This window comes from Aminobacter sp. SR38 (genome assembly GCF_014843375.1).
In the GTDB taxonomy this organism is placed as follows: domain Bacteria; phylum Pseudomonadota; class Alphaproteobacteria; order Rhizobiales; family Rhizobiaceae; genus Aminobacter; species Aminobacter ciceronei.
In genome coordinates this window covers 1,825,080-1,837,689 of sequence record NZ_CP062112.1, presented here as the reverse complement: position 1 = coordinate 1,837,689, position 12,610 = coordinate 1,825,080, and the positions used below count along the sequence as shown (strand labels likewise).

Sequence of the window (12,610 nt, the reverse complement as noted above, 5' to 3'; positions counted from 1 at the left end):
TGAAAATTGCTGGGTCGCGCTATCAATCTTCAAGTACACGACCAATTGCCTGCGCCCATGCTAAGCGAGACCCTAAATGCGGCCCTGAATACACCCACGGGCCAGTGCGGCCTCGATCTGCCCCACCAGGGCGCGACCGCGCGGCGTCAAAACGAATGTCTTTTTGCGCCGGTTGTCGAGGTTCTCAGAGGTGCGCACGAGGTCCAGCCCGACGATGGTGCCCCTCAGCCCGTATCCGAGGTATCTGGTGTGCTGCGAGACCGTGGAAGGAGGAACGTCCAGGCGCTCCGCTAGGTCCTCAAGCGTCCAGGGGGACGAGGCGTTATCCTCGCTGCCCCATAGGGCGACTCCGAGCAGAGTTCTCAACATACCCAACGGCATATCTCTGGCTTCGGCAATGACAATTTGATTGGCCTGGAAATAGGCCTGGATGAGCGGATTATGGTTCATGCTGGATACCTGGTGGCTATGGGCTGCGGCAGTGACGGGGAGGGACGGAAAGGCCTCGCCCCGCCCGCTATGGTCGTGCGCTAATCGTCCATAGCTGCCCGATCTTCCTCCAGTTCCTTGAGCCAGTAAGAGACATCCTCCCCTTTCGCCCATGCCTCAAGAAACCTGAAGGCTACGCTTGGAACGCTGAATGCATCCCTCGCGAACCTCACGGCGGTCAGTTTGTCGGCCAGTTCCTCACAGGTCGGGATGGACGGAAGGTCGGCAGAGAGATCGGCGGTCATTGATTCGACTCCATAGGTTGAAACCTGTTGCGGTTCACTGCTATGGTTTTCGAATAGTCGGCCTTGAAAAGCTCAATGTTTTCAACGCTTTGGCTGCGCTTTGAGGAACTTCAATCCTCTCTGGCAGCACCATTCTTCCCCATACAAAAATCTCTAGAAGAATTGGCGAAGCCGAAGGGCAGTCCCTACGTATCCGTACCGTTCGTGCCGCTGCGGGTGCCGCCTTCTTCAAGTTGCAGGCGTTAAGATATGTTTCGGCAAGGTTCTCCGAGGACGGCCGCGATTAGGCTGCGGGATAGCGACGTAAAAGCTCTCGCCCGCGCTAAGCGCTAATTCTGGATCTTGCCTAAGATTGCTTTCCTTAACTCTTCAGTCGCAAGGACATCCGGATGGTCGGGGGAAAGCACGCTCGCTTGGAGCGGGGCGAATACTTCGATTTCATCGAGTGCGTTTTGGTGATGTCCAAGGCTGCTCAGCACCTTTGCCTTAAGGTGGCGCGTCGCAAAGACTTGGTGGTGTTCCGAACCGAGTAGTTTAATTTCAAGCTGACCAAAGGTTTCGATTTCATCGAGTGCTGCTTGATATTGACCTAGTCTTGTCAGAATATTAGCTTTCAGGAATGGGGTTGCAAGTATATTTGGATCCTGAGGGGCGAGCACTTTGACCCGCAACGGGTCAAAGGCATCGATTTCATCGAGTGCCGCCCGGTGCTCGCCTAGTCCGCTGAGTACCTGAGCCTTAAGATGACGCGTCGCCAACACGTTTGGATGCTCTACCGTCAGGTATTTGAACTGAAGCGGGGTGAATGTCTCAATTTCATCGAGTGCTTCCTGGTGCTGCCCAAGAGCGCTAAGCACCTGTGCCTTAAGGTGACGCGTTGCCAATACGTTAGGGTGCTCCGCCGTGAGCACCTCGGTCCGCAGCGCTAAGAAGGCCTCGATTTCATTCAGCGCCTCCTGGTGCCGTCCAAGGTTGCTCAGCACCTCTGCTTTAAGATGGCGCGTTGCGAACACCTGAGAGTGGGCCGAACCTAGCAGCTTGAGTTCAAGCGGGGCAAAAGTATCGATTTCATCTAGTGCACCTTGAGGCTGCCCGAGCCTACTGAGCACCTCTGCTTTCAGATGCCGTGTCGCCAGAACGTTGGAGTGCCCGGGACCTAGCTGGTTGATCTCCCGTGGGGAGAAAGTCTCGATTTCCTCGAGGGCCTCCTGATGACGTCCAAGATTACTGAGCACTGATGCTTTAAGATAATTTACCGCCAAACTGACGGTGTGATCCGGAGTGAGCACCTTAGTCCGAAGCGCGGCGAATGCGTCGATTTCATCTAGTGCTGCTTGATAGTTACCGAGCCTGTTGAGCACCTCCGCTTTTTGATATCGTCCTGCAAGTACTGTGGGATGGTCTGTAATTTTGCTGCGCTGAGCAATCATGAGTGCTCGCGCATTTATGTAGCTTGCAATGCGGTAATGCCCGGCGCGTAATTGTCGATCGAAGGCCTCTAACAGGCTGTCAATTGTCGCTAAGCCGTCGACACCTGACGGAAAGGCGCTATGTAAATCGCCCCAATCTAGGAAATCGTCAGGTTCGACAAGTCCTTCTGCCGATAAGGCCGCATCTATTTCATCAACCATAGTTTCGCGGGCGGTCGTCGGGCCGTCGTGGAGAATGGCAAGGCGGCAGTATTTCTTCGCAGCGATAAGGTGCTCAATGCCAAGATCGAACGCTACTGAAGTATGATACTTGGCTAATTCATCACATGCGTCGGCTATTGGGCGGCTGGGTGCCCGCATTTCGTCACGTAGAAAACCAACTGCGCGCTCTTCATTGCCGCTTCTCCGCTCAGACGATACGATATCGTGCCAGCAATCTGGTATTTTTCGTAGAAGATTCTGATTATCTTCGTTTTGCTTGTTGTATTTGGAAATCCATCTTCTGGATGATTCTTTTTCCTCTTCTAGCTCAAGTGCGAGATTCTTGTTCGCGCCAAGATAGCGACGCCTGATTGCCGCCGAAATGGCATAAGTGTAAGCCATGATTGAAAGAAGTATTAGACATTGCTCTACTAGACTCAGCTCGGTGAGATAAGAAGTCCAAACTGCGGTAAGGAAATTCCAAATGCCCATGACGGAAAATATAGTCGGCTTTTTTTGGGTGTGGAAGCCATCGTAAGCTGAACTGTCACAGAGGGGGCACGCACGATTGGAACTCGCCCACCAGCCAGTTGTTTGTCGTGAGACGCACGAAGGCCATTTTCAAGCGTACTACGAACTGATGGACGCCCTATAGGCGGTCGCATTTGGATGCGGACTAGCATTCCCGGTCTAAGGTTGAACTACGCCTTTTTGAGTGGCGAACTTGCAAGCGCCCTCACGCTCGCGAACCGACAAAACCCGTTGCCCAAATCCCAGAACCCGCGTTTGCTCCGTTCTCTGCGATTTGGGCTGTCGATCTGAGGCGCCGGCGGCGCGGGCAGCCGGAAGCCGAATGGTTCGGCCGCCACGCCGCCGCGTTCGCTCCAGTAGCCGTCGAGGTCGGCCTGCATCAGCTTCCTTCGCTTGCGGCGGCGCTGGTTGATGACATGGGTGGTATTGGACACCGCCAAAATATCAGGGGCGGACACCAGGCCGTGCAGGGCGAGCAGCATGGCGTCCTTGGGACGCAGGCCGCCGAGGCAGCGGGTGGCTGATATGACGGCGCGCTTGGCGTCAGCCCCTTTCGGGCCCTGCATGCCGCCGATCGCCAGGCTTGGCCTGCCGTCCTCGCCGCGGACGAAGACGAAGCTCGCCGTCCACAACGTGTAGTCGTCGCTCGCCCGCGACAGCTTGATGGCAAAGACGCCTTCATGACGGCAGCCGCAGTGGTCGGCCAAAAGCATCTGCATATTGTAGGTCTCATGGCGACCGAAGACAGCGCCCATGTCGAGGCGTTCGCCGCGCCAGAGGGCGGCGAGGTCGTCATGGCGCAGCAATTCGGCAGCTACCTGGAAATGCGTCTTCATCAGGCCGAGGCGAACAGGGCTCGAAATACCGGTGACGAAAAAGACGTCGAGCGACTTGCGCAAAAGGTCGTCATGCGGCCGGCCCAGCGCCTGTTTCAGGGAAAAATCGCCGAGAAAGCGTACCCAGCCCAAGGTGCTGACCGGCCGACAGGCGAATCGCAGACAGAACACCGCCGAGCGCTTGAGCGAGATGCGGGCGCCGAGGCTGAGCATCTGCAGGAAAACCGATGATCGGCGGCTGTCGCGCCTTGTCGGCGACTGGGGCAGCAGCTTGTGCTGGTCCAGTTCCGGTTTCCATTCGTGTCGCACGTGACAGCTCCTTCAGACTGCGTCTGCCGGCCCGGAACAGTGGGCTGGCGGAGCGATCTAAGGGGCGCAACGCATTGCGCCTGCATTGCAAGACGGGCGTGTGCCGGCCGCGCTGATTCGAAATCTTCGCGGGAAACGGCCGGAAACGTCAGGAATTGTAGGTGAGCAGTAGGGTTTTGTTGCAGGATTGACGGCAAGCAGTCGAAATCGCGGACCGCTTGGCGTCCAGCTTAAAGCTGTGATTCGATCGGCAGGTAGCTGATCACCTTGGCCACCAAGCGCCGCCGCAGGCTGGCCTGCGGTTCGTGGCCGAGCTCGCGTGGCCCATTGTCGCCGCTGTCGGTCCAGCGCAGCTTGCCGCCATCGAGCGACAGCCTGAAGGCGCTGCGCGGCGATGTCTGCGCCGAGATCACCGCCTCGACCTCGCGCGCCAGTTCCTGCTGCCTGAACAGGACGCCCATCTCGGTGTTGAGCGCGGCCGAGCGCGGGTCGAAATTGAACGAGCCGACGAAACCGGCCGCCCCGTCTGCGATGAAGGCCTTGGTGTGCAGGCTGGCTCCCTTCGAGCCGAACAGCGACATGTCGGTGCGGTCTTCGTCTGGCTTCAGTTCGAAGATGCCGACGCCGTTTTCGAGCAGCGGCTTGCGGTAGCGCACATAGGCGCCGTGGACGGCGGCGACATCGGTGGCGGCGAGCGAGTTGGTCAAGACGGTCACCTCGACGCCGTTCCTGGCCAGCGCCGTCAGCTCACGCGTGCCGGTCTCGCCGGGAATGAAATAGGGCGAGACGATGCGCAGTTCCCGCCGCGCCGACGTCAGGATCGGCCGGATTGCCGTCATCAGCCAGCTGTCCTGGCCGGCACCCGATGCCTTTTCCGGCGGATCGGAGGCGACTGTCGCCTCGCTGGTCCAGCGCAGCCTGCCCATGCCTGACGACGACCATTCCCGGCTCTCCTCGGCAACGCGATGGATGTAGGGCTCCGCCAGGCCGGTCGTTGCCGTGCGTTCCAGCCGCTTGCGCAGGGCGGGAAGGTCGCCCCTTGCCCTGCCGGTAACGTGACGGATCGGCAGCACCGCCTCGCTGTTCCAGAAGCGGTCGAAGATGGCCTCCGTCTGGTCGACAACAGGACCAGCGAGCAAAAGGTCCATGTCGCGGAAATTGGCGTCTTCCGAGGCATCGAAATAGGCGTCGCCGACATTGCGCCCGCCGACGATCGCCAGCCTGCCGTCGGCGACCCAGGCCTTGTTGTGCATACGCCTTGTGCTGCGCATGACGCGCAGCACAAGCTCCAGCCCGCGCTGCAGGCCAAAGGCGCGTGCCCAGCTCGGGTTGAACAGGCGAACCTCGATGTTGGCGTGGCTGTCGAGGGCGAGATAGTTCGGGTCGTAGCCCTTGGCGTTGATGTCGTCGAGGATCAGCCGCACGCGCACGCCGCGGTCGGCGGCACCGAGGACCTCGCGAGCGAGCAGGCTGCCGGTCAGGTCGTCCTTCCAGTAGTAATATTGCAGGTCGAGGCTGCGCTGGGCGTGGCGCGCGGTGTAGGCCCTGATGGCGAAGGCATGCAGGTTGGACGACAAAAGCGCCAGTCCGCTCTGGCCGGGATGGTCGGCAAGCAGCGGGGTGATCAGCCGGTCGAACGGGGTGTCGCTGTCAGCCGTCGGCGATGCGCGGGAAGAAATGCCCTGGGCGCGCTTGGCGAAGCGGCCATAGGCATAGACCGCCAGCAGCGAGGCAATGACCAGGAACCCGACAACTGCTATGACGACGGCCACGAGTTTCATGTGTCAGGCGGCCCAAGACCTTTCGATGGGAACCTTGTGCCGACGACAGCATTTCGGTGGAAGGCCATCGTGACGCATGTGGTAAACCTCGAATAGCTCGACCATATAGGTTACTGTTGGCAAAACGCCTGTCGCAACTGAACACGAATTTCCCAGAGATTCCAGACGAGTGATGGCTAGCAGACCAGGCTTTGAGATTTCAGCAGAAGCAGGTGCCGCGCACCGGTCCTCGACGCTGGAGCAGGGCGATACGTCGTTGCCGCCTGAGGCCGGCGCGCACAGCGAGATCGTCGTCGCCTCCTACAACGTCCACAAATGTGTCGGCCTCGACCGCCGTTTCGATCCGCAGCGCACGATGCAGGTCATTTCCGAGATCGGCGCCGACGTCATCGCCTTGCAGGAAGCCGACCAGCGCTTTGGCGACCGGGCAGGGCTGCTCGACCTGGAAGCGGTCGAGCGCGAGACCGGGCTTGTTCCGGTGCCGCTGGCCGGCCGGCGCAAGAGCCATGGCTGGCACGGCAACGTCGTCATGTTTCGCAAAGGTTCGGTCAGTTCGGCGCGGCAGATCGTGTTGCCCGGTGCGGAGCCACGCGGTGCCGTGGTCGTCGACCTCGAGCTCGAAGCCGGGCCGCTTCGGATCATCGCGGCGCATTTCGGCCTGTTGCGCCATTCGCGCAAGCTGCAGGCCGGAACGCTTCTGACCGCAGCCGAACTGCACAGCGACAAACCGACGGTTCTTGTCGGTGACCTCAACGAATGGCGGTTGGGCAAGCGCTCGTCGCTGCGCAGCCTGGAACCGGCTTTCGGGCCGATGCATGCCATCGTTCCGAGCTTTCCCTCGCGTTTCCCGGTGCTGGCGCTGGACCGCGTCATGGCGCGGCCGCACAGCCTGCTCACCGAGCTCGAAGCGCATGACACGGCACTGGCGCGCATCGCCTCGGATCACCTGCCGATCAAGGCGGTCATTCGGCTAAACGCCAAGGGCAACGGCCTCGCCGAGGCCGCCTGATCACTGCCCGACGAAGAAATCGCTGATCTGCGCCGCCGGTTGTCGACCTGCTTCGGGCGATCGTCCTTTGCCTGACGGCAGACAGCAGCGACGGCACAGTCCGGCAAGACCTGCTGTCGACGCCGATGATGCGCGACCGGGACGCGTGCGCTACATGATGTCGGACAGATGCCTGCAAATGAAGTTTCGACGTCAGGGACGAAGCGCATGGCCCAATTCTTACCCCTGTCGCGGGCGGTCGCCGACAATCTCAACAGTGGCGACACCGTGGCCTTTGAAGGGTTCACGCATCTCATTCCCACCGCCGCCGCACATGAGGCGATCCGCCAGGGCTTCAAGGACCTGACGCTGGTGCGCATGACGCCCGACTTGATCTACGACCAGATGATCGGCATGGGCATGGCGAAGAAGGCCATCTTTTCCTACGCCGGCAATCCCGGCGTCGGCCTGCTGCGCCGCCTGCGTGACGCTGTCGAGAATGATTTTCCGCATGCGCTCGAGATCGAGGAGCACAGCCACGCCGCCATGGCCAATGCCTATGAGGCGGGCGCCGCCGGCCTGCCTTGCGCCATCTTCCGCGGTTATCGCGGTGCCGAGCTCACCAAGGTCAATCCGAACATCAGGTCGGTGACCTGCCCCTTTTCAGGCGAGGTGCTGGCGGCAGTTCCGTCGGTTCGGCCCGACGTCACCTTCATCCATGCCCAGAAGGCCAACCGGCGCGGCGACGTGCTGGTCGAGGGCATCATCGGCATCCAGAAGGAAGCAGCCCTTGCTGCCCGGCGCGCGGTAGTGACCGTCGAGGAGGTGGTCGACAATTTCGACGACCTGCACCCCAACCTGACAGTACTGCCCAGCTGGTCGGTGACGGCGATCTCGGTCGTGCCGGGTGGGGCGCACCCGTCCTACGCGCATGGCTATTATGTCAGGGACAACGCGTCTTATCTGGAATGGGACGAGATCTCAGCCGACCGCGACCGTTTCCGCGAGTGGATGCAGACGAACGTCATCGAAAAGACCAGCGACGATTTCGCGGCCCGCGTCGAACATCTGAGGATCGTCGCATGAGCGTGACAGGCTTCAGCCCCAACGAAATGATGACAATTGCCGCTTCGCGTGCGCTCAAGGGCGACGATGTCTGCTTCGTCGGCATCGGCGCGCCCTCGACGGCCTGCAATGTCGCCAGGCTGACCCATGCACCCGACATCACGCTGATTTACGAATCCGGCACCATCGGCACGGCACCCCAAGTGCTGCCGCTGTCGATCGGCGACGGCGAATTGTGCGACACCGCCGTCACCACAGTTTCGGTGCCGGAAATGTTCCGCTACTGGCTGCAGGGCGGGCGCATCTCGATCGGCTTCCTGGGCGCAGCCCAGCTCGACAAGTTCGGCAACATCAACACGACGGTCATCGGCGATTACGCTCATCCGAAAACCCGCCTCCCCGGCGGCGGCGGCGCACCCGAGATCGCGACGTCGTCGAAGGAAATCTTCATCACCATGGCCCAGTCCAGGCGCGCCATGGTCGAGAAAATCGACTTCTACACCTCGTTCGGCCATGGCGACGGCGGCGACCATCGCCAGCGCCTAGGCATCGACACCAAGGGGCCGACATTGCTGATCACTGACCTGGCGATCTGGAAACCGGACCCCGTCACCAAGGAATTCACCGTCGTTTCGCTGCATCCTGAGGTGACCCGCAACAAGGTGCAGGAGACCTGCGGCTGGACTGTCAAGTTTGCCGACACGCTTGAGCAAACGCCCGAACCGACCGAACTGGAATTGACGACGTTGCGTGACCTCAAGGCACGCAGCAGCGGTGCCGCCCACAAGGGCGCGGCTGTCGGTGCGAGGCAAGGATCGAAGGATGGCTGAGGCCTGCGTCCGCCGAACATGAAAACGCCCAGCATTACCGGGCGTTTTGCTTTGCTCAGCCGATCAGGCTGTAAAGAAAGCGCAGGCTGATCAGGAGCAGGAAGATGCCGAAGGCGACCTCGAGCTTGCGCTTCGACAGCGCGTGCGCGAGCCGCGCACCCAGAGGCGCGGTCAGCACGCTGGTCGGCACGAACAGGATCAGCCCGACGAGCGAGACATAGCCGAGCGACAGCGGGAACTGCAGCGCCGCGACATCGGGATATTCGGCGGCCCGCGGCCAGCCGGCATAGATGTAGCCGAGCGCGCCGGGGATCGAGATCAGCACGCCGAGGCCTGAAGAGGTGGCGACCGCCTGGTGGATCGGCCGGCCGTAGAAGGTCATGAACAGGTTGGAGAGCTGGCCGCCGCCGATGCCCATCAGGCTCGACAGCACGCCGATGATCCAGCCATAGATGTTCATGACGATCTTGCCCGGCATGTCGAGGCCGAGGCGCCACGAATCCTTGCCGAACAGCAGCCGGATCGCCGAAATGCCGGCGACCACCACGAACACCGCCTTGAACAGGTCGGCCGGCGCGTAGCGGGCGATCACGCTCCCCATGGCGACGCCGATGATGACGGGGATCGCCCACTGCTTCAGGATCGCCATGTCGACGGCGCCCTTGGCGCGATGCGCGTTGAACGAGCGGATCGAGGTCGGGATGATGATCGCAAGCGAGGTGCCGACGCAGAGCGGCATGCGCACCTCTTCCGGTACGCCGACGGCCTGGAACAATTCGTACAGCACCGGCACGATGACGGTGCCTCCGCCGACACCGAAGACGCCCGCGAGCAGGCCGGTGATGGCGCCTGCGCCGAGCAAGGCTACGGCGAGCCAGATGATTTCAAACGTCGATATGCCGGCCATGTAGGGGATCTCTTGGCAAGTGCGGAAGGTGCGAGGAGGGGCCTCGGCATGAACTGCCCCGGCTCCCCTCGCGAATGACGTTGCGACATATGACATGAAGAGCCGGACCAGTCTCCCCCTGAAAACAGGGCCAGCGGCGAGGCCAATCTCGGGCGAAATGACGGAACTGTTTCGCGCAAAACCACCTGGATGGGTAGTTGCCTGCCAAGTGTTGTATCCGTATGAATATAACGAATCCCTGGCCCGCGACGGGCTGGGCTAGATGGTGGAGGGAATTCTGATGTTCGCGCGTAGGAGTTTTGGGGTGCGGCTTGCCGCCATGGCGGGTGGTCTCGCCGCCGTACTGGCGCTTGGCCTGCCGGCGGCGCGCGCCGATGGCGACGTCGTGGTGTTTGCGGCCGCCAGCCTCAAGAACGCGCTCGACGCCGTCGACACGGCCTGGAAGGCCGAGGGCGGCAAGACTGCCACCGCGTCTTATGCCGCGAGCTCGGCACTGGCCAAGCAGATCGAAGAGGGTGCGCCGGCCGACGTGTTCATCTCGGCCGACCTCGACTGGATGAAGTATCTCTCAGACAAGAAGCTCATCAAGGACGGCTCCGAGGTGAAGCTGCTCGGCAACCGCATCGTGCTGGTGGCGCCGAAGGATTCGGCTGCCAAGGCTGACATCGCGGCGAATTTCGACCTCGCCGACCTGCTCGGCGATGGCCGCCTCGCCATGGGCGACGTCAAGGCAGTTCCTGCCGGCAAGTATGGCAAGGCAGCGCTCGAGAAGCTCGGCGTCTGGGGCTCGGTCGAAGGCAAGATCGCCCAGGCCGAGAACGTGCGCGGCGCCCTCAAGCTGGTGTCGACTGGCGAAGCCCCGCTCGGCATCGTCTACCAGACCGACGCTACCGCCGAGCCGGGCGTCAAGATCGTCGGCCTTTTCCCGGAAGAGACGCATCCTCCCATCGTCTATCCGGTTGGCGTGACGGCGGGCTCGAAGAACGCAGACGCCGAGGCGTATGTGAAATATCTTCAGTCCGCCAAGGCCAAGGAGCTGTTCGAGGCTCAGGGCTTCACCGTGCTGGCGCCGGTCCAATAGCGACTGGTTTACCCCTGTCGGTTAGGCTCTATCTTTGTGACTGATGTCCCATTCCGCATCGCGGGGTGGGACGGATTTTTTGAGGGGATGCGAGCGGGGAATGCTGGACCTCACTCCTGACGAATGGAACGCGGTCCACCTGTCGATCAAGGTCGGGCTGTGGGCGATGGCTGCCAGCCTGCCATTCGGCATCGGCATCGCGCTGTTGCTGGCGCGCGGCAATTTCTGGGGCAAGTCGCTGCTCAACGGCGTCGTCCATCTGCCGCTGGTTCTGCCCCCCGTCGTCACCGGCTATCTGCTGCTGCTGAGCTTCGGGCGCCGGGGGCCAATCGGCTCCTTGCTCGACCAGTATTTCGGCATCGTCTTTTCGTTCCGCTGGACCGGTGCCGCACTTGCCTGCGCGATCATGGGCTTCCCCTTGATGGTGCGGGCCATCCGCCTGTCCATCGAAGCCGTCGACCGTCGTCTCGAATCGGCCGCCGGCACGCTGGGCGCCAGCCCGCTCTGGGTGTTTGCGACTGTGACGCTGCCGCTGATCCTGCCCGGGGTCGTTGCAGGCATGATCCTGTCCTTTGCCAAGGCGATGGGCGAGTTCGGCGCCACCATCACCTTCGTTTCCAACATCCCCGGCGAGACCCAGACGCTGCCCTCGGCGATCTACACCTTCACCCAGGTTCCCGGCGGCGATGCAGGGGCGATGCGGCTGACGCTGATCTCGATCGCCATTTCGATGATCGCGTTGGTCGTCTCCGAAATTTTCGCCCGCCGCATCGGCCAACGCGTGGATGCCGGCTGATGCTGTTCGTCGACATCCACCATCGCCTCGGCGCGTTCGACCTTGAGGCAAGCTTCCAAAGCGCCGGCCGCCTGACTGCTCTGTTCGGGCCGTCAGGGTCGGGCAAGACCTCGATCATCAACATCATCGCCGGGCTGATCCGCCCGGACAGCGGGCGCATCGTCATCGACGGAAAGACGCTGGTCGACACGGCACAGCGCAGCTTCGTGCCTGTCCACAGGCGCCAGGTCGGCTTCGTCTTCCAGGATGCGCGGCTGTTTCCGCATCTCAGCGTGCGTTCGAACCTGCTCTATGGCCGCTGGTTCACGCCACAGGCAGAGCGTTATGCCGAGTTCGGCCGGGTCGTCGAGATGCTCGGCATCGGCCACCTCCTGGCGCGTCGACCGGCGCTGCTGTCGGGCGGTGAAAAGCAGCGCGTCGCCATTGGCCGTGCGCTGTTGGCAAGCCCGAAGCTGCTGCTCATGGATGAGCCACTGGCTTCGCTCGACGACGCACGCAAGTCTGAAATCATGCCTTATCTGGAACGGCTGCGCGACGAGACGAAGATTCCGATCGTCTATGTCAGCCATTCCATTGCAGAGGTGGCGCGGCTTGCCACCGACATCGTCGTGATGACCAACGGCAAGCTGGCAGCCAGCGGCCCGACCGGCGAGATCATGCGAAGGCTCGACCTGTTGCCGCCGGAAGAGGTGGGCGAGGGCGGCGCCGTGCTCGACATGAAAGTGCTCGGCCACGACGAAGCCTTCGGCATGACAGTGCTCGGCACCCGTGCAGGCGAAATGCGCGTGCCGCGCATCGACAGGCCGCTTGGTGCCGCCGTGCGTGTCCGCATCCGCGCCCGCGACGTGATGATTGCGACCGAGCGGCCGAAAGGTCTCAGCGCGCTCAACATTCTTCCTGGTCGCATTGCCGAAATCAGCCAGGTCGACGGTTCCCAGGTCGACCTCAAGCTCGACTGCCATGGCGACATCCTGGTGTCGCGCATCACCCGCCAGTCCTTCCAGACGCTGCACCTTGCCATCGGGCGCGAGGTGTTCGCCGTCATCAAGACCGTTGCTTTCGACCGCGCCAATCTTTCTCCGGGGGCGCCGCTTGTGCTAACCAGCGACTGACTGGAGCGA

The 12,610-nt window shown here is 61.8% G+C and carries 12 protein-coding genes; 6 read left to right on the top strand and 6 right to left on the bottom strand.

The window, feature by feature from the left end; genetic code table 11:
- Window positions 1-72 precede the first annotated feature (72 nt).
- From IG197_RS08955 to IG197_RS08935, 5 genes are all read right to left on the bottom strand, one after another.
- Window positions 73-450 carry a hypothetical protein gene (locus IG197_RS08955; RefSeq protein ID WP_192318323.1) on the bottom strand — a complete coding sequence of 126 codons (378 nt, stop codon included), beginning with the start codon at window positions 448-450 and terminating at the stop codon, window positions 73-75.
- An 80-nt stretch (window positions 451-530) separates the two neighbouring features.
- A complete protein-coding gene (locus IG197_RS08950; RefSeq protein ID WP_192318321.1) occupies window positions 531-734 on the bottom strand; it encodes a hypothetical protein in 204 nt (67 codons plus the stop codon).
- 329 nt (window positions 735-1,063) lie between these two features.
- On the bottom strand, window positions 1,064-2,857 hold the full coding sequence (locus IG197_RS08945; protein WP_192318319.1) for a tetratricopeptide repeat protein: 1,794 nt from the start codon (window positions 2,855-2,857) through the stop codon (window positions 1,064-1,066).
- A gap of 209 nt (window positions 2,858-3,066) precedes the next feature.
- Complete coding sequence (locus IG197_RS08940) at window positions 3,067-4,041, bottom strand: DUF535 family protein (protein ID WP_192318317.1); 975 nt, start codon at window positions 4,039-4,041, stop codon at window positions 3,067-3,069.
- Between the two features lie 230 nt (window positions 4,042-4,271).
- Window positions 4,272-5,822: a phospholipase D family protein gene (locus tag IG197_RS08935; RefSeq protein WP_192318315.1), complete on the bottom strand. Its 1,551-nt coding sequence runs from the start codon at window positions 5,820-5,822 to the stop codon at window positions 4,272-4,274.
- A 172-nt stretch (window positions 5,823-5,994) separates the two neighbouring features.
- Here IG197_RS08935 and IG197_RS08930 point away from each other — a divergent pair, with 172 nt between their 5' ends.
- The 3 genes from IG197_RS08930 to IG197_RS08920 all read left to right on the top strand — a co-directional run bounded on the left by IG197_RS08930 (window position 5,995) and on the right by IG197_RS08920 (window position 8,705).
- Complete coding sequence (locus IG197_RS08930; protein ID WP_083948692.1) at window positions 5,995-6,831, top strand: endonuclease/exonuclease/phosphatase family protein; 837 nt, start codon at window positions 5,995-5,997, stop codon at window positions 6,829-6,831.
- Between the two features lie 207 nt (window positions 6,832-7,038).
- Complete coding sequence (locus IG197_RS08925) at window positions 7,039-7,896, top strand: CoA transferase subunit A (RefSeq protein WP_192318314.1); 858 nt, start codon at window positions 7,039-7,041, stop codon at window positions 7,894-7,896.
- Complete coding sequence (locus IG197_RS08920; protein ID WP_192318312.1) at window positions 7,893-8,705, top strand: CoA-transferase subunit beta; 813 nt, start codon at window positions 7,893-7,895, stop codon at window positions 8,703-8,705. The genes IG197_RS08925 and IG197_RS08920 overlap by 4 nt, the downstream gene beginning before the upstream one ends.
- 55 nt (window positions 8,706-8,760) lie before the next feature.
- Here IG197_RS08920 and IG197_RS08915 read toward each other — a convergent pair whose 3' ends face one another.
- Window positions 8,761-9,612, bottom strand: coding sequence for a sulfite exporter TauE/SafE family protein (locus IG197_RS08915; RefSeq protein ID WP_067965293.1), 852 nt, complete (start codon window positions 9,610-9,612; stop codon window positions 8,761-8,763).
- Window positions 9,613-9,892: 280 nt separating this feature from the next.
- Between IG197_RS08915 and modA the strand changes: the two genes are divergently transcribed.
- The 3 genes from modA (at window position 9,893) to modC (ending at window position 12,601) form a co-directional block, all read left to right on the top strand.
- Complete coding sequence (modA, locus tag IG197_RS08910) at window positions 9,893-10,693, top strand: molybdate ABC transporter substrate-binding protein (RefSeq protein WP_192318310.1); 801 nt, start codon at window positions 9,893-9,895, stop codon at window positions 10,691-10,693.
- A gap of 100 nt (window positions 10,694-10,793) precedes the next feature.
- Window positions 10,794-11,489 (top strand): molybdate ABC transporter permease subunit, encoded by a 696-nt coding sequence (gene modB, locus IG197_RS08905; RefSeq protein WP_192318308.1) that lies wholly within the window; start codon window positions 10,794-10,796, stop codon window positions 11,487-11,489.
- A complete protein-coding gene (gene modC / locus IG197_RS08900) occupies window positions 11,489-12,601 on the top strand; it encodes a molybdenum ABC transporter ATP-binding protein (protein WP_371746521.1) in 1,113 nt (370 codons plus the stop codon). Before modB ends, modC begins: the two co-directional genes overlap by 1 nt.
- The last annotated feature ends 9 nt before the right edge of the window (window positions 12,602-12,610 follow it).